Origin of the sequence: Mycobacterium kyorinense (assembly GCF_002101735.1) — a bacterium.
GTDB lineage: Bacteria > Actinomycetota > Actinomycetes > Mycobacteriales > Mycobacteriaceae > Mycobacterium > Mycobacterium kyorinense.
On the sequence record NZ_LQPE01000057.1, the window covers coordinates 55,542 to 71,978 of the forward strand.

The 16,437-nt window shown below is 65.6% G+C and carries 15 protein-coding genes and 1 pseudogene; 7 read left to right on the forward strand and 9 right to left on the reverse strand.

All coding sequences use genetic code 11. The features are described 5' to 3' along the window. Nucleotide 1: 1 nt before the first annotated feature. The 6 genes from pstA (at nt 2) to AWC14_RS08600 (ending at nt 5,967) form a co-directional block, all read left to right on the forward strand. On the forward strand, nt 2-910 hold the full coding sequence (gene pstA / locus AWC14_RS08575; protein WP_045377000.1) for a phosphate ABC transporter permease PstA: 909 nt from the start codon (nt 2-4) through the stop codon (nt 908-910). A 66-nt stretch (nt 911-976) separates the two neighbouring features. After that, the gene (locus tag AWC14_RS08580) at nt 977-1,660 is read left to right on the forward strand and encodes a TetR/AcrR family transcriptional regulator (RefSeq protein ID WP_045377131.1); all 684 of its coding nucleotides are present in this window, start codon (nt 977-979) and stop codon (nt 1,658-1,660) included. A gap of 125 nt (nt 1,661-1,785) precedes the next feature. Beyond that, entirely contained in the window at nt 1,786-2,643 is an 858-nt protein-coding gene (locus tag AWC14_RS08585) for a metal-dependent hydrolase (protein ID WP_045376997.1), read from the forward strand. 17 nt (nt 2,644-2,660) lie between these two features. Then, complete coding sequence (locus AWC14_RS08590) at nt 2,661-3,548, forward strand: metal-dependent hydrolase (protein ID WP_045376994.1); 888 nt, start codon at nt 2,661-2,663, stop codon at nt 3,546-3,548. A gap of 2 nt (nt 3,549-3,550) precedes the next feature. After that, complete coding sequence (locus AWC14_RS08595; protein ID WP_045376991.1) at nt 3,551-5,077, forward strand: flavin-containing monooxygenase; 1,527 nt, start codon at nt 3,551-3,553, stop codon at nt 5,075-5,077. Continuing rightward, the gene (locus AWC14_RS08600) at nt 5,074-5,967 is read left to right on the forward strand and encodes an SDR family NAD(P)-dependent oxidoreductase (protein WP_045376988.1); all 894 of its coding nucleotides are present in this window, start codon (nt 5,074-5,076) and stop codon (nt 5,965-5,967) included. Before AWC14_RS08595 ends, AWC14_RS08600 begins: the two co-directional genes overlap by 4 nt. A gap of 31 nt (nt 5,968-5,998) precedes the next feature. Here the strand turns inward: AWC14_RS08600 and AWC14_RS08605 are convergent, their stop codons facing one another. The 8 genes from AWC14_RS08605 to AWC14_RS08640 are packed head-to-tail and all read right to left on the reverse strand — an operon-like array spanning nt 5,999 to nt 15,615. After that, the gene (locus AWC14_RS08605; RefSeq protein ID WP_045376985.1) at nt 5,999-7,552 is read right to left on the reverse strand and encodes a virulence factor Mce family protein; all 1,554 of its coding nucleotides are present in this window, start codon (nt 7,550-7,552) and stop codon (nt 5,999-6,001) included. A 3-nt stretch (nt 7,553-7,555) separates the two neighbouring features. Next, nucleotides 7,556-8,650, reverse strand: a complete 1,095-nt coding sequence (locus AWC14_RS08610; RefSeq protein WP_045377129.1) for a virulence factor Mce family protein — start codon at nt 8,648-8,650, stop codon at nt 7,556-7,558. Nucleotides 8,651-8,673: 23 nt separating this feature from the next. Beyond that, nucleotides 8,674-10,227, reverse strand: coding sequence for a virulence factor Mce family protein (locus AWC14_RS08615; protein WP_085241159.1), 1,554 nt, complete (start codon nt 10,225-10,227; stop codon nt 8,674-8,676). Continuing rightward, nucleotides 10,224-11,771, reverse strand: coding sequence for an MCE family protein (locus tag AWC14_RS08620; RefSeq protein WP_045375197.1), 1,548 nt, complete (start codon nt 11,769-11,771; stop codon nt 10,224-10,226). The genes AWC14_RS08615 and AWC14_RS08620 overlap by 4 nt, the downstream gene beginning before the upstream one ends. Next, a complete protein-coding gene (locus AWC14_RS08625) occupies nt 11,768-12,808 on the reverse strand; it encodes a virulence factor Mce family protein (RefSeq protein WP_045375195.1) in 1,041 nt (346 codons plus the stop codon). Before AWC14_RS08625 ends, AWC14_RS08620 begins: the two co-directional genes overlap by 4 nt. After that, entirely contained in the window at nt 12,805-14,022 is a 1,218-nt protein-coding gene (locus AWC14_RS08630; protein ID WP_045375192.1) for an MCE family protein, read from the reverse strand. Before AWC14_RS08630 ends, AWC14_RS08625 begins: the two co-directional genes overlap by 4 nt. 5 nt (nt 14,023-14,027) lie before the next feature. Then, nucleotides 14,028-14,897 carry an ABC transporter permease gene (locus AWC14_RS08635; RefSeq protein WP_045375189.1) on the reverse strand — a complete coding sequence of 290 codons (870 nt, stop codon included), beginning with the start codon at nt 14,895-14,897 and terminating at the stop codon, nt 14,028-14,030. A 1-nt stretch (nt 14,898) separates the two neighbouring features. Continuing rightward, nucleotides 14,899-15,615, reverse strand: a complete 717-nt coding sequence (locus tag AWC14_RS08640) for an MlaE family ABC transporter permease (protein ID WP_428838957.1) — start codon at nt 15,613-15,615, stop codon at nt 14,899-14,901. 406 nt (nt 15,616-16,021) lie between these two features. Between AWC14_RS08640 and AWC14_RS08645 the strand changes: the two genes are divergently transcribed. After that, nucleotides 16,022-16,306: a hypothetical protein gene (locus tag AWC14_RS08645; protein ID WP_045375187.1), complete on the forward strand. Its 285-nt coding sequence runs from the start codon at nt 16,022-16,024 to the stop codon at nt 16,304-16,306. 20 nt (nt 16,307-16,326) lie between these two features. Here AWC14_RS08645 and AWC14_RS28100 read toward each other — a convergent pair. Then, nucleotides 16,327-16,437: pseudogene (locus AWC14_RS28100) on the reverse strand (IS982 family transposase); the annotation flags it as partial.

The window sequence follows — 16,437 nt, forward strand, 5'->3', positions numbered from 1 at the left end:
GATGAGCGGGTCCGCTGCGACAGCTACTCCACACTCCGCGCACGCGCTGTCCGGTCGACGGCGTTGGGTCGCCGCCCGGCGCAAGGCCGTCAACACCCTTTTCCTGGCCACCTGTTTCGGCTGCTTGGCAGTGGTGATCGGCCCGACGTTGTGGATGCTGATCGGGGTCGTCAGCCGCGCCCTGCCGGTGTTCCACTGGAGCGTCGTGGTGCAGAACACCCAGGGCAACGGGGGCGGCCTGCGCAACGCAATCATCGGCACAGCCGTCCTGGGTTTGGGGGTCATGCTGGTCGGTGGCACCGTGAGTGTATTGACGGGGATCTATTTGTCCGAGTTCGCAACCGGACGCACGCAATCGATTCTGCGCGGCGCCTACGAGGTGCTGGCCGGCATCCCGTCGATCGTCCTCGGCTACGTCGGCTATGTGGCGCTCGTGGTGTACTTCCACTGGGGGTTCTCGCTTGCGGCCGGGGTGCTGGTGCTGTCGGTTCTCAGCATTCCGTACATCACCAAAGCCACCGAGTCGGCGCTGCATCAAGTGCCGACGTCGTATCGGGAAGGAGCGGAGGCACTGGGGCTTCCGGTTGGTTGGACGCTCCGCCGGATTGTGCTGAAGTCGGCAATGCCCGGCATCGTCACCGGCCTGCTCGTCGCGCTGGCGCTGGCCTTCGGGGAAACTGCTCCTTTGCTGTACACGGCCGGCTGGTCGCAATCTCCGCCGACGGGGCAACTCTTCGGCGAGCCCGTCGGGTACCTGACCTACCCGATTTGGACGTTCTACGATCTGCCGTCCAAGACGGCTCAAGACCTGTCGTATGACGCTGCCTTCTTGCTGATCATCTTCGTGCTGCTGCTGATCATCCTTGGGCGGCTGGTTACTTGGTTCTCGCGGCGGCATGCTGAAACTTAAGTTGTTGGCGGTCGTCACCCGACCGAGTACGTGCTGTTCAGCGCGGCCTGCGGATACCATTGGCTGGTGTCCACGGAGGCTCTTGGCGGGCGGTTGCCCGAACTGACCGGCGACGCCAGAGCCGATCGCTGGCGTGAGCACCGTGCCGCGGTACGGGCCGAGTTGGTCGAGGCGACGCTGCGGGCGATCGAGGAATACGGCCCGGACCTGTCCATCGATGACGTGGTTCGCACCGCGGGTGTCCCGCGCCCGAAGCTCTACCGGTTCTTCGCCGACAAGGACACGTTGTTCAGCGCCGTCGGCGAACGGGTGCAGGCGATGGTGCTCGAACGCGTGGTACCTCGTTTCAGCGAGGCCGGCACCGCGCGGGAGCTGGTCCGCTCGGCGGTGGCCACCTACATCGACCTGGTCGACGAGCGGCCCAATCTGTTCCGCTTCCTGGTGGGGTCCCAGTTCACCGAGCGCCGCTCGACCGAGGCGTTGATCGAGGGGGGCAGGCCGCTGGCCAACGCCACCACCGAGGTGGTGGCGGGCATCTTGCGAGCGCGCGGCGGGCAGGCCGACGACCTTCAATACGCCGTCGATGCTTTGCTGGGCGGGGTGGCGCTCGGCGTGCTGCGTTGGCTGAACGAGCCGACGATCAGCAAGGCCGAGCTCGTCGAGCAGCTGACCACCTTCTTGTGGGGCGCGCTGTCCGCGACCGCCGCCGCGCGTGGTCTGGATCTGGATCCGGACCAAAAACTGTCCTAGCAGCACGTTCGCTGCGCTGATTCCGCTGACCCTTGCGGGCCGTGGTACGCCGCAGTACTGTGACGACAAGCACATAGTACTAGTAGTACTAGGTACTGAACGTTCGAAGAAAGGCCATCGGAGTCATGGCGAACGCGGCACAGTTCAGTTATCCGACGACGAGGCGGATCCGCTTCCGATTCGGCGAGGACGCGACCTACGGCAAGTACTTCGTCAACAACGACATGGTGTTCAGCCACTTCGTGGCTGGCCTGTCGGGCTCGTTCCCGCCGGGCGAAGAAGCATTCATCCGATCGGTGCGCCGCTACGCCGACCGGATCACCGAACCGGAGCTGAAGAAGCGGGTCAACGGCTTCATCGGCCAGGAATCCACCCACGGGCAGGAGCATCGCCGGCTCAACGAAAAGCTCATCGAGATGGGCTACCCGATCGGGTGGTGGGATTCGGAGTCGTTGAAGCAGAAGCGGCTTCGGTTCGAAGAATGGCTGGGCGGACGACGCCATCTGGCGCTGACAGCGGCCGCCGAGCATTACACCGCGGTGCTTGCCGAACGGGTGTTGTCCAGCGCCGAGATTCAAGCGATTCCCGGCGACGCGGAAGTGTGGAACCTGCTGAACTGGCATGCCCTCGAAGAGCTGGAACACAAGTCGGTGGCGTTCGACGTGTACCGGGCCGTGGGCGGCTCCGAGCGCATCCGCATCACGGTGATGGCGGTACTGCTTGCGGTGATGATTCCGCTCACCACCGTCTTGTTGACGATCGCGCTGGCCCGCGATCCGATAGCGCGACGGCACCCGCTTCGGCTGATGCGCGAGGCCTACGACCTGTACCGGGGACCGTTCTTCAAAGGGTTGATCGGCCAGCTCGCGAAATACCTGCGTCCGGGCTTCCACCCCGACGACATCGACACGACAGCACTTTTGGACCAGTGGCGCGACGAACTCTTCGGCGCCCAAGGCGTCCTCGTCGACCACCTCAAGTAACAAGGGAGAAGATCGTCATGGGTGCTGTGCAGCGGACGACGGTCGAAAGCCTCTCGGCCAGAACGTATCCCAAGGTGCGGCGGATCCGGTTCCGGTTCGGCGACTCGCGGCCGATGAAGCGTCACTTCGTCGAGGGCGACATCGTGCTGAGCCACCTGACCGCGTTGCTGTCGGCGATCTTCCCGCCCGGCGAGGAGGGATTCATCAGGTCGGTGCGGCGCTTCGCCGATCACGTCACCGACCCCGAGCTGAAGAAGAGGGTCGCCGGATTCATCGGCCAGGAGTCGGTGCACGGCCAAGAGCATCGACGGCTGAACGAGCAGCTGGTGGCGATGGGTTATCCGCTGGTGCGCGTGTTCATGTTCGACCACGACAGCAGGCGTCACAAACTGCTGGTGCGTTACGAGAACCGGCTGCCGGGCTATCTGCATTTGGCGATGACGGCGGCGGCCGAGCACTACACGGCGACGCTGGCTCAGCGGATGCTCACCGACGAGATGCAGGCCATCCCAGGCGATCCCGAGGTCCGTCATCTGCTCAATTGGCACGCCATCGAGGAGTTGGAGCACAAGTCGGTGGCGTTCGACGTCTACCGGGCGGTCGGCGGGCCGGAGTGGATCCGCATCGGGGTGATGGCGGTGATCTACGTGCTGACCATCCCGCTCGTCACGGGCGGCGTGATTCTGTCGATCATGATGGACCCCACCGGCTGGCACCCGATCACGGTGTGGCGCCAGACGATCGGCGTTTTCCGCGGCCCACTGCTCAAAGGCGTGATGGCCGACCTGCGCAAGTACATGCGGCCGGGCTTCCACCCCGACGACATCGACACGACGGCACTTTTGGAGCAGTGGCGCGAAGAACTCTTCGGCTCCGACGGCGCTCTGGTCGACCACCTCAAGTGAGTATGGCAGCGCAGCCGGACCACGAAGTCGTCGTCGTCGGAGCCGGCTTCGGCGGCATCGGGGCCAGCATTGCCCTGCAGCGACGAGGAATTCACGACTTCGTGATCGTCGACAAATGGGATCGGGTCGGCGGCACCTGGCACGCCAACACCTATCCCGGTGTGGCCGTCGACATCCCGACGTTCATCTACAGCTTCTCCTACGAGCAGCGCGGCGACTGGTCCCGGATCTTCACTCCGGGCGCAGAGCTTCGGGACTACGCCGACGACATGGTGGACAAGTACGGGCTGCGCGAGAAGCTCCGGCTGAACACCACGATCACCTCGGCAGTCTTCGACGAGGCTCATAGCCTGTGGCGGCTCACCACCGACGGCGACCGGGAGCTGACCGCACGGTTTGTCGTGATGGCGGTGGGCGGATTGGAACGCCCCAAGATGCCCGACATCGCGGGGCTCGACGATTTCGGCGGCACGCTGATGCACACGGCGCTGTGGAATCACGACGTGGAGCTGACCGGCAAGCGGGTGGCGGTGATCGGCACCGGAGCCACGTCGCTACAGCTCGTACCGGCGATTGTCGACGACGTCGCGCACCTCATTGTCTTCCAGCGGACACCGATCTGGGTATTTCCCAAGCCGGACATCGCGGTCGGGCCGCTGGGCCGAGCGCTGATGAGCCGGCCGTGGATTCGATCGAGCGTCCGCGTGGCCGGCACCGCGCTGACCGAGCTGGGCATGAGCGGGCTGTGGGCCGGCCCGCGGTGGCTGGTGGATGCCACTCGGCAACTGAGCGAAGCACCGGTGCGGCGCTGGATGCGCAGTCAGGTCAACGATCCGCTGATTCGCGAAAAGCTGATCCCGCGATACGGGTTGGGCTGCAAACGGCCGTCGATGTCCAACGATTACTTGCGGACCTTCAACCGCGACGACGTCAGTCTGGTCACCGAGCCCATCGAGCGCATCACCGCCGATGGCGTGCGCACCGTCGACGGCGACGAGCACCGGATCGACGTCCTGATCTGCGCGACGGGGTTTCGGCTGTGGGACAAGGGCGCGGTGCCGCCCTTCCCCGTCGTCGGCCATCGCGGCGTCGAGCTGGGACAGTTCTGGGACGAGCATCGCTACCAGGCGTACCAAGGGGTTTCGGTGCCCGGCTTTCCCAACATGTTCGCCGTCACCGGGCCTTACGGATTCGTGCTCGGCTCTTATCTGTGGATGATCGAGGCGACATCGGCCCACCTGAGCCGCGCGATCGCCGAGACCAAACGTCGCGGCGCGACGGTGTGCGAGATCCGTCAGCAGGCACACGACGAGTACTTCCGCAATTGCCTGCGACGTCAGCGGAAGAACTTCCTGTTCACCCCGACCTGCGCGGGTTCGAACACCTATTACCTCGACAGCCACGGCGATTCACCGTTCCGGCCGTCGACGCACGGCGAGATGTATTGGCACAACCGGCATTACGACCTCGACGTGTATCGCTACACCGTGGGTGCGCCGACGGCGGTTCGAGCAAAGGAGCTTGTGTGAAGCTCAACCGGTTGCGGCCCCGGGTCGTGGTGGTCACGGGCGCCGGCAGCGGCATCGGCCGCGCGACCGCGATCAGGTTCTCCAAACTCGGTGCCCACGTGGTGGTCTCCGACATCGACCTCGACGCCGCCCGGGCGACCACGGCGATCATCCGCGGCCATGGCCACTCGGCGTCGGCCGCACCGCTCGACATCACCCAGCCCGACCAATGGGATGCGTTCGCCCGCGACGTGCTCGCCGAGCACGGCTGTACCGATGTGCTGGTGAACAATGCGGGCATGCTGGTCGCCGGGCCCTTCCTGGAGCTGAGCCCGGCGGACTGGGAGCATCAACTGGGCGTCAACCTGATGGGCGTTGTCTATGGCTGCCGGGCGTTCGGCGCCCACATGGTCGAGCGCGGCAGTGGCCATATCGTCAACATCGCGTCGGCCGCCGCATTCACCCCGACGCCGGTGATGTCTGCATACTCGGTGTCCAAGGCCGGCGTGAAGATGCTGACCGAATGTCTGCGCCTGGAGCTGGGGCCGAAAGGTGTTGGGGTCAGCGCGATCTGCCCGGGCGTGATCAATACGAACATCGGCGACCACGCGATCATGGTGGGCGTCGACGAGCAGCTGGTCGAACGCGGCAAGCAGGTCACCCGGCAGCTGCAAGAATTCGCCGAGAGGCTGCCGTTCGCGCCGATGGGCCCGGATCTCGTTGCCCGGGCCGCCGTGCGGGCGGTGCGATTCGACCTCGCGGTGGTACCGGTTCGCACCGAAGCCTGGCTGGGCTACGTCATGCTGCGACTGGCTCCCGGCGTCAACCGGACCATGGCCCGCCCGTTGTCGATCGAGAGGCTGGCGAGTCTCGGCGCCCGCCTCCCGTTGAGATCGCTTACAGGGTCGTGATTTTCGCGAATCAACGACCCTGAGCGCGATCTCAATGCGCCGGAGCCGGCGCGAGCATCTGCTTCCACCCGTCGTCGCCGAGGTCGCTCGAGTTCTCCAGGTTGTACTTGACCCCGTCGGGGCCCACCACTTCTCCGCTGGACGGCAGATACACGGCCGCCGGGCTCGAGGGTGTGTAGACACACGGGTTGGGCTGCTGCCCGTTGCACTGAACCGTGCCCGAACCCGGCCGGGACAGCGGATCGTTGACCGGCGGCGGCGTGCCCGGCACCTTGTCGGCTTGCAGCGGGTTCAGTCCGTTGTTGATCGTCGGCGCCGGTATCACCTGGCCGGGGTTGACCGGCTGGTCACAGCGCGCGCCGGGGGCCGGGCAGTTACGAATCTGGTTGGGGTCGCCGTACCACGGGTTGGTGCCCAACGGAACATAGGGCTTGGGGTCGCGGCACTCTCGCGGCGTCGCGGCACGTTTGCCCGGCACGTCGACGCACGGCAGGTTGCGCGCCCCGCGAACCACATTGGCCGGAGTGTCTTGGGGGATCTTGCAATACGTGCCGGCCGGCAGCGGCGCCGTGCTGGTGTCAGCCGGTGAACGCCATTCCGATGCCGGCAGGAATCCGGTCAGGCACGGCGGCGGATTGTTGAGCGACAGGTTGAAGTCCATCAGCACCGAACCGGGGGCCGACGCGATGGCGGACTGCGCGACGGACCCGATCTCCGGCAGGAACACCAGCAACTGCTCGAGACCTTTGTTGTAGCGCTTGAGCATGTCGGCCACGATCTCGAGGTTGGCCACCGTCTGCGGCAGTGCCTCGCGGACGTCGCTGAACACCTCGGCGACCTGATCGGCGGTGGGTGGCGCCTTCGACAGGATGCGTTGCAGGTTCGTATCGTGTTGGGCGACTTGCGCCGTCAGCACGTTGAGGTTGTGGGACCAGCGTTCGATCGAATCGCCCGAGGTGACCTGGCTGTCGATGATCGGTGCCGAGTTCTGGATGATGTCGTTGACGTCGGAGAGGTTGTTCTTGAAGTCGCCGACGACCATCTGGGTCGAGTCGACCAGGCGTTGCAGCGCCGGTCCCATGCCGCCGACCGCTTGCGCGGTCTCGTCGAGCAGCGACCCGATCTTGTCCTTGGGCAACACCGACAGGCCGCGGTTGGCGGCGTCCAGCGCGGGACCGATCTCACTGGGCACCGTGCCCTTGGTGATGGTTTGGCCGGGCGAGAAGAACTTTCCCGGATTGCCGGTGGACACCAGGTCCAGATATTGCTCGCCGACCGCAGACACCGAGTGCACGTTGGCCGTGGCGTCGACGGGGATTCGGTAACGCTTGTCGATGGACAGCGTGGCCCGCGCACCCTTCACGGTCGGCTGAACTCTGGTCACCTTGCCGATCTGGATCCCGCGATAAGTCACATTCGAGGTGCGGTACAAACCGCCCGAGGCGGGCAGATCCGCGGTCAGCGTGTACTGGCCGATGCCGAGCATGCTTGGGATGCGCAAGTAATACCAGCCGAGCGCGACGAGTGCGGCCACCGTCAGAATGGCGAACACGATCAACTGGTAACGGATGAAGCGGGTCAACATCGCTTACTCACCCCGTTCCACCGGGGCGTCGGCGGGGTTGGGCGAGAACCGGATGTCGGGAACCATGGTGGCGGGGTCACGCCCCCACGACTGCTCGAGTGCGCGCAGCATCCCCGATATCCCGGTTCCGGAAAACACCGCGTTGTCGATGGTGCTCAGGGTGAGGTCGAACGACCCGGAGACGTTGATGTAGTCACCTCGCACGATCTTCGGCACGCTGTCGATCGTGAACGGCGGCGAGAGCAGCAGCCCCAGGGCGTCCACCAAATACGGTGAGGCAAGGCCGAGTTGCTTCAGCGGCCGCTGAAGCAACTGCAGATCCTGATGCAGATCGCCACGCGACGCCGACAACGTCTGGTCGGCGACGTCGCTGAGCCGCCCCACCGCGTCGACCGCGTTGATGAAAAGATCCCGCTGGTCTGCGAAATGCTTTGCCAAGGGCGGGAATTCGGTGAGTGCCCGGTCGATGACGTCGGAGCGTCCGGCCACATAGCCGAGCAGCCGGTTGGTCGAGTCGATCGCGTGCGTGACGTCGCCGCGCTGCTGGTTGACCTTGGTGACGAAGGTGTCCAGCTTGTGCAGGAAGTCCCGGAACTGCTGCGCCCGCCCGTGCAGCATGTTGTAGACCTCGTTCTGGATCACCTCGAGGTTCGGAATTCCGCCGCCGCGCAGCACCATCGCCAAGCTGGCCAAGGTTTGCTCGATCGACGGATACGCCGAGGAGTTTTTCAGCGGAATCGTGTCGCCGTCCTTCAGCAACTGCGGCGACGGGTTCGGCGGCGCGGCCAGCTCGATGTGCTGAGATCCCAGCAGGCTGGTCTGGCCGATCTTCGCGGTGGCGTTCTTGGGCAGCCGGACGCCCTTCTCCAAGTCTATCGTCAGCGTGGCGACCCAGTTTTTCAGGTTGATCGCACGCACGGTGCCGACGAAGACGTCTGCCACCAAGACACGGCTGTTTCCGTTGAGCGCCAACGTGTTCGGTATCTGCACGTAGACGGTGTAAGAGCCGGGCCCGCTGCCCGGCCCGCCGGGCAGCGGCACGTTGGAGATGCCGCGCCAGTTCCCGCACGACGTCAGCACCATGACGGCCACCAGCATCGCCAGGGCCTGCCGGACGCGCCTCACTGCCCTGGCCCTTCGGCAGCGCCGAGCGGAGCTTGCGCCGGCGGCGGTGGCGCAGCCGCGGTCGGTGACGGCAGCGGCTGCGGATACCACGGCGGCGGCAGCGGGTTGTTCTGGTCGTAGGCATTCGGCGGTCCGGGCATGTTCTGCCCCGGCGGTGGCGGTGCGATGTCCGGGCCACCCATCAACTCGGCCAGCGACTCCGGCGTCAGCATCGCCGCCGTGGCCGGCCCGACCTGAACTCCTTGCATGCCCGGCGCGACGATCCAGCCGGGCTCGGAGTTCCGGTGCGACCATGGGGTATCTCGCGAAAAGATCCCGGGCACGGTGGTGTCCTTGTACCCGGGCGGCGGCTGCAGCCGCGGCTCGGAGTAGGCGATGTTCTTGGGCAAGGTGTCGGCGGAGCTGAACAGGTTCAACCCGAACGGCGCGTAGTTGAACTTGATCGCATCCAGAATCGGCGCCAGATACTGCGCGCACAACTCGGCGGACTCTTGATACCCCAGCCGGCTGCCGGCCTGAATTGCGCTGCAGATGAACTGCATTGGGTTCGCGAAGTTGACCAGCGCCGGCACCCCGGTCAGGCTGCCGTGCGCCGGCTCGTAGATCCCGAGCACGTTGGCGGCCATCGTGGGCAGGATGTGCAGCGCCGTCTCCAAACCGTCCCTCGGGGTTTCCTGCACGATCGCGGTCGTCGCTTCGGAGAGGTTGTTGACGTCGTGGGCCAGCACCTCGCGGTTCTCGCTGAAGAAGGTCCGGGCGGTGTCCAGCAGGTCGTCGGTCTGCTGAATCGCGTTGGCCGCGGCTTGATCTGAGGAGGTCAGGGCGTTGGTGAACTGGGCAAGGTCCTTGTTCAGCGCGACGAACTGCTGGTCGTCTTGGTGCAGGGCGTTGACGAACAGCGCCAGGCTGCGCAGCACGGCGAAGAAGTCGCCGCGGCCCTCGTCGAGAGTGGTCAAGGCCTGCGACAGGTTGTCCAGCGTGGCGTTGATCTGCTTGCCCTTACCGGCCAGGCCGTCGGCGAACGATTCCACGATGTCGCCGAACGGGCCCTTGGGCTGTTCGGGCGTCGGGCCGAGTTTGTCGATGATGTTGGTGAATTGGTTGCGCAGGTCGTCCCACTCCACCGGCACCTGGGTGCGTTCGATGGGGATCACCGCCCGATCGGCCAGCACCGGCCCGCCCTTGTACGGCGGCTCCAGCTGGATGGCCCGCGACGCCACCAGCGTCGGGTTCAAGATCACCGCCTGCGCGTTGGCCGGCACCTTGTACCGGCTCTGGTAGTGAAAGGTCACTTTCATCTTGTCGCCGGCCGGCTCGATCCTGTCGATCGCGCCGACGCGGATGCCCATGATCTGCACCTTGTCCCCGACGTACAGCGCGTCGGCCTGCGGAAAGTACGCCACCACAGTGGTATTCGTCAGCCGGTGATACACCTGCCAGCCGACGAACGCGGCGATCAGACTCAGCAGCAGCACGGCCGACCCGATGACGATCGACGCCCGCGACAGCGAGGGCAGCCGGACGTTGTGGATATCGAAGATGGTGCTCAATACTGGCCTCCGGTCCCGTCAGGCGTGATGAACGGCGCTGGGAGCTGCGGGCCGGGCCCGGGCGGCGCCGGTGGTCCCGGCGGCAGTCCGGGCGCGAACGTCGACGGCGGCGCGGGCGGGCCGGCCGGCCCCAACGGCTCGCTGCGCGCCCCCGGCGGCCCCGGCGCGATCGGCACCGGAGTGCCCGGAACGTCGGGCGGCGCCTCGCCCGGCCGGCCGGCGATCGGGATCCCCGGAGTGGGCGGCAGGCCATTGCTGGTGGGCGGCAACGGCCGAACGTGGGGCAACGCCGGGTACGGACCGTTCGGCCCGAAGGGCCCTTGCTCCTGATCGACGCCCGCACACGGCATCGGATTACCGGGCCGCGGCAACAACTCCGGCGGCGGCGCATACGAACACGGCGAGCCCGGCGCCACGGCCGGTCCCGGATGATCCGGCGTGCCCTCCAGGACCGGCGGCGCCGGCGGCGGCGCGCCGTTGGGGAACCGGGTGCCGTTGGGGTCGGGGAACCGGAACGCCGGCAATCCCGCGCTGCGCCAGAAGTCTTCCGGATCGATGCCGCGCTTCTTGAACGCCGCATCCACCCACGGCTGCAGAATCCAGTACGGCAGTATGTTGGCGACCATCACCTTGAAGTACGGGCCGGAGCCGACCGCTTCGCTGAGCGCCGCGGTGTAGTTGCGCAGCGTGGTCAGCACGGACGCCAGGTCGTTCTTGTGCTTGGCCAATACGTCGGTGACAGTGCGCAATTGCTCGAGCAGGTGATGCAGGTTCGGATTGTCGCGTATGAGGCCGCGCACCTGAGTTGAAAAGGACGCGACGTTTCTCAGCAGCGCCTCGACGGCCCGTCCGCGTTGGTTGAACGCCGCCAGCAACGCCTGGGCATTCACCAGCAGCGCATTGATCTGCTCACTGCGGTCGCCGAGGACATCGGCCACCTTTCGAGCGCGTTCGAGCAGGTGCTTGATCTCCTCGTCGCGCTTACCCACGGTCTCGGAGAATTTGGCCACTCCGTCCAGGGCGGCGCTCAGGTGCGGATACGTCTGATCGATGGTGTGCGACAACACATTCAGCGACCGCTTGACGGTGTCGATGTCCCAGCCGGCAGCGGCCTTGGTGACGTCGAAGAACGCGTCGTAAATCTGATACGGGGTGGTGCTCTGGCCGAGCGGCAGTACGCCGCCCGGGCGCAGCTTCTCGTGGCCGCGCGGCTCGATCTCGAGCACCTTCTTGCCCAGAATGGTCTCGGTCTTGATCGCCAGCCGGCTCTCGGTGCCGACGGTGTGGGTTCCGGTCGTGAACTTGATCAGAATGTGGTCGCCGTCGATTTTGAGGCTCTGCACAGTGCCGACGTCCTTGCCGGCAATGCGCACCTTGTCGTTCTTGCTCAGTCCACCGGTATCGGCGAACTGCCCGTAGTAGCTCGGGGTGGCGAACAGCATCGGGACGCTGCTGAAGCTTTGGCCCACCCCGACGACGAGCAGTGTCACGACGATGGCCAGGGCGCCGATGCGGACCCGGTTGGCGGGTTCGAGCGTTCTCATTGCCGGGTGCACCTGCCCGTCGGCTGCTGCCAGAGCCTGACCGTGCGGACCGGTCCGCCGGGCTGCAGCCCGTTGACGGTGAGCGACGCGTCGCAGAGGTAGAAGTTGAAGAAGTCGCCGTAGATGCCGCTGGCGCGGCCGATCCGGTTGAAGGCGTCCGGCAGTTTCGTCAGCATGTTGTCGAGTCGGTCCTGTCCGCCCACGAGCGGCTGCGCGACGACCTCCAAACGACTCACGGTGTCGTGCAGCAGGTTTCGGTTATCCGCCAGCAGATCGGCCACCGTTCCGGCGGCGTTGCTGATATGCGCCGTGCCGGACGCCAGCGGATCGGCGCGGTCTTTCAAACCGGTGACCAGTTTCTCGACGTTGTCGACGGCTGCGTCGAACTCCTTGCGATGCTTGACCGTGGTGTCCAGCACCGTGTTCAGGTTCTTGATCACCTCGCCGATCGCGTCGTCACGCTGGGCCAGATGTTCGGTCAGCTGCGCGGTTTGATCGAGGATGTCGTTGATGGTGCCGCCCTCGCCCTGGAACACAGTGATGATCGCCGAGGCGAGGCTGTTGACCTTCTCGGGATTGAGCGCCCGAAACAACGGCTTGAAACCACCGATCAGCGCGTCCAGGTCCAATGCGGGCTGGGTACGGGCCAGCGGGATGAATCCCCCAGGCGGAAGCACTCGTTCGGCGTTTTCACCCGTGCCGCGGTCGAGTTCCAGGTAGCGGTTGCCGATCAGGTCCTGATAACGGATCGCCGCGGTCGTCGACTGGTACAGCTGGATCGAGCGGTCGACGGTGAATTCGACCCGGATTCGCTTGTCCCCGTCGATCAAGTCGACACTTTTGACCTTGCCGACCTCGACACCCGAGGCGCGGACGAACTGGCCGGCCCGCAATCCGCTGGCATTGGAGAACTCTGCGGAATAGCTGTTGGTCTTGTCGAACCGCACCTGCCCGAAAACAATGACGATGACGGCGGTGAACAGCAGCTGCACCGATGCGATGGCGGCGAGTCGGATGATCGTTCCGCGGATTTTCATGGGTTGATCGTGCTCTCCCCGTACTGGCGGCCCCACACGTATTCGGTGGCGAGGGGCTGGCTGAGTTCGAAGTGGTTGTACGGTGCGATGCTGTTGCCGGTGTCCATCACCAGATAGGGCGCCGGCCACAGGTCACGGGTGATCGGCTGCCAGCAACCCGCCGAGCCGCCGGGCCCGCCGCGGGCGTTCACCCGCGGCAGGTTGTCGGGATAGACGTACGGGTTCTCCGCGCCGTTGAGCGAAACACCAAGCCGCGCAGAGTAACTGTTGCCGCTTTCCAGCTCACCGATTTTGGGGACCAGCTTGGCGAAGTTGCGGAACGTGCAGAGAATCTCGGGGCTGTAGGTGTCGAGCAGCCCGGCGGTGGGTACCAGATCGGCGAGCAGACGCTGCAAATACGGCCCGGCCTTCTCGAAGGTGTCCGCCGCAGTGTTGGCAAAGCCGGTGGCTGCTAATAGGGCGGAATCCACGTCGGCCTGCTGGCGGTTGAGTGTACGTGCGGTGGTGATCGCATTGTTCAAAGCGTCAAAGAGATTCGGTGCATTGTCGGCGTAGATGTCGCCGAGCGCCGCGAGCTGCTGGATGTCGTGGCGGATGGTCGGCATCTGCGGGTTGACGTCGTCGAGGATCGCGTTGCCGTTGACGATCGACTGGCCGAACTTGTCGCCCAGCCCGCCGAGCGCCTGCGCGGCCGCGGAGAGAGTCAGGTTCACCTTGACCGGATCGACCTTTTCCGCGATCTGGGTGAGCGTCTCGAACAAGGTGTTGAATTCGGTGGTCACCGATATCGCGTTGATCACGTGCTGCGGTGTGATTCGTTGCGGCGACGGGTTTTGCGGCGACGTGAACGACACGTACTTGTTGCCGAACACGGTGGTGGCCTGGATCTTGGCTTTGACGTTCGACGGAATCAGTTGCACGTATTGCGGATCGACGTCGAGGGTGAACTTTGCGGCGGGCTCGCCGTCGTGCTGCACCTCGGAGATGTCGGCCACCCGGCCGATGCTGACGCCGTTGAAGGTGACCTTGGAGCCGCGGTCCATCACCAGGCCCGCCCGGCCGGCCAGCATCGTCAGCCGCGTCTTGGGTGTGAAGTTGCCGCGAAACTGCCAGTAGGTCAACGAAAGCACCAGCGTGCACGCCAGCAACAGACCCAGGCCCGCCACCAGGTCCGGCCAGCTTCGCGTCTTGCGTTCCTTGATCGGAATCGTCATGGCGGCTACACCGTGAGGTTGAAGTTCGGGTCGACGCCGTAGAGCGCAAGCGAGGTCAGCAGGACCACGATCACCGTTGACACCAGCGAGAAGCGCATCGATCGGCCGACTGCCTCACCCACCCCGACCGGTCCGCCGCTGGCGGTGTACCCGTAGTAGCAGTGGGTGATCATCACGATCACCGCCATCACGATGACCTCTGCCCCCGACCAGAACACGTCCTCGGTGCGCAGGAACGTTCGGAAGTAGTGTTCGTAGGTTCCCACCGACTGTCCGTAGAACAGCGTCGTGACGGTCTGCCCGGACAGGAACGACATGACGAGCGCCATCGCATACAGCGGGACGACCACCACCAGACCGGCCATCAGCCGGGTCGACACCAGAAACGCGATCGACTTGATGCCCATCACCTCGAGCGCGTCGATTTCTTCGCTGATTCGCATGGCGCCCAATTCGGCTGTGGCGCCGGCGCCGACGGTCGCGGCCAGCGCGACGCCGGTGACGACGGCGGTGACGACGCGAACGTTGGCCAGCGCGGCGAAGAATCCGGTGAACGCCTCGACGCCGATGTTGCCCAGCGACGCAAACCCCTGGATGGCGATCAGCGAGCCGCCGGACAGCGTGGTGAAACCGATGATCGACGCGGTGCCGCCGATGACGGCCATCGCGCCGGTGCCCATGCCGATCTGGGCGATCAGCCGCAGCGTTTCGCGCCGGTAGCGGCGCAGCGCCCACCCGATGGACCAACTGCCGGCAAGTGCGAACCGGGTCATCTGCCCGGCCCGGCTGACTGCGCGGGTGGCGCCGCCGACGTAGTGCTCGACGTTGGCGACCGTGCGCGGGTAGCGGGCGCGAATGACGGTGGCAGTGGACATTTCAGCGCCCCGTCCCGAACCGCACACCGATGGTGGTGAGCACCACGTTGACTGCGAACAGCGCAAGCACGCACAACACCAGCGTCTCGTTGACCGCAACACCAACGCCCTTGGGACCACCCTTGGTGGTCAGCCCGCGGTAGCAGCCCACCAAACCGGCGATCACCCCGAATATCGCCGACTTGACCATGGCGATGACCACTTCGGGCAGACCGGTGACCAAGGTCAGGGTCGCGAGATACGCGCCGCCCGAGACGTTTTGGAGCTTGACCCCGAAAAAGAAGCCGCCGATCAGCCCGATGGTGATCACGGTGCCGTTGAGCAGTGTGGCGACGAAGGTCGCGGCGACGACGCGCGGCACCACCAGCCGGTGGATCGGGTCGATGCCGAGCACCTCCATCGCGTCGATCTCCTCGCGGATGGTGCGGGCACCGAGGTCGGCACAGATGGCCGTCGACCCGGCGCCGGCCACCACCAGCACGGTGGTGAGCGGTCCCAGCTGGGTGACGGCGCCCAGCGCGGCACCGGCGCCTGACAGGTCGGCGGCGCCGAACGCCGACAGCAAGGTGTTGAGCGTGAAGACGATCAGCACGGTCAGCGGGATCGAGACGGCGATGGTGGGCAGCAGCGCGACCCGCATGATGAACCAGCACTGGTAGATGGTTTCGCGCCAATGGAAAGGCACCCGGAACAGCGCCTTGCCGGTCAGCACGCACATCCGGGCGAAGCCGCCGACGGTTGCCAGCGGTGGCGTGAGCTGGTCGCGGACGTACTCGCCGAGCCGCGCCGGCGTCTGCGCCGCCGTCGTCACCGCTGGTTAGCCGATCGTCCACCACGCGCCGGGCAGCATGCGACGTGACAACACATGTTTCCCATGGGCCACACTATGTAGCAAAAATCACATCAAGCGCATGAGACACGCTCAAACGCCACCGTTGGCCCGATAGTTTCAGTTAGTCGAGCGCCTCTACGAGTGCATTTTTTCGACGCGATCCCGGCGATCAGCGCAGCAGGTACCGAGTCAAGCTCACGCGCGTCTTTGATGCAGCGACCAGCAACTGGGCCAGCACCGCATCCCAGGTCACCAGATCACTGATCCACGGATTGAGGCTTAGACTTTGCGCATGAAACCGCTTGAGGTCAGCCCGGCCGACTTGCAGCGGGTGTCGGGCCACATGGAGGCGCTGGCCGGCCAGCTAGGCGCCAACGGCGCCCCTTCAGCGGGTGCGGGGTCGTCGTGGCAGTCCAGCGTGGCCGGGGCGGGCACGGCACGGGCCGGTGCGGCCACCGATCGGGCGGCGCTGGCCGCGCGGATGCGGGCAACCGCTAAGAAAGTCGCCGCGGCGGGGGTGGCCTACGGCGGCAGTGACACCGACGCGGCAAGCGCGCTGGCCGGGCAGGTGGTCTAGATGAGTGATTCCTATCCCGGTCAGTGGTCGTAGGCGATCAGTGATCGTTTGGTGGGGGTGTTGATTTTCCAGTTGTGCCAGATCACGGCGGCCAGTGCGAGTAAGCGTTGAGCGATGCGGGCGAAGACACC

What these genes read in the sequence shown, in the direction of transcription:
- pstA (WP_045377000.1), top strand. Translation starts at nt 2, where the DNA reads ATGAGCGGGTCCGCTGCGACAGCTACTCCACACTCCGCGCACGCGCTG.
- AWC14_RS08585 (WP_045376997.1), top strand. Translation starts at nt 1,786, where the DNA reads ATGGCGAACGCGGCACAGTTCAGTTATCCGACGACGAGGCGGATCCGC.
- AWC14_RS08590 (WP_045376994.1), top strand. Translation starts at nt 2,661, where the DNA reads ATGGGTGCTGTGCAGCGGACGACGGTCGAAAGCCTCTCGGCCAGAACG.
- AWC14_RS08595 (WP_045376991.1), top strand. Translation starts at nt 3,551, where the DNA reads ATGGCAGCGCAGCCGGACCACGAAGTCGTCGTCGTCGGAGCCGGCTTC.
- AWC14_RS08605 (WP_045376985.1), bottom strand. Translation starts at nt 7,552, where the DNA reads ATGTTGACCCGCTTCATCCGTTACCAGTTGATCGTGTTCGCCATTCTG.
- AWC14_RS08610 (WP_045377129.1), bottom strand. Translation starts at nt 8,650, where the DNA reads ATGCTGGTGGCCGTCATGGTGCTGACGTCGTGCGGGAACTGGCGCGGC.
- AWC14_RS08620 (WP_045375197.1), bottom strand. Translation starts at nt 11,771, where the DNA reads ATGAGAACGCTCGAACCCGCCAACCGGGTCCGCATCGGCGCCCTGGCC.
- AWC14_RS08625 (WP_045375195.1), bottom strand. Translation starts at nt 12,808, where the DNA reads ATGAAAATCCGCGGAACGATCATCCGACTCGCCGCCATCGCATCGGTG.
- AWC14_RS08630 (WP_045375192.1), bottom strand. Translation starts at nt 14,022, where the DNA reads ATGACGATTCCGATCAAGGAACGCAAGACGCGAAGCTGGCCGGACCTG.
- AWC14_RS08635 (WP_045375189.1), bottom strand. Translation starts at nt 14,897, where the DNA reads ATGTCCACTGCCACCGTCATTCGCGCCCGCTACCCGCGCACGGTCGCC.
- AWC14_RS08640 (WP_428838957.1), bottom strand. Translation starts at nt 15,615, where the DNA reads ATGTGCGTGCTGACCGGCAAGGCGCTGTTCCGGGTGCCTTTCCATTGG.
- AWC14_RS08645 (WP_045375187.1), top strand. Translation starts at nt 16,022, where the DNA reads ATGAAACCGCTTGAGGTCAGCCCGGCCGACTTGCAGCGGGTGTCGGGC.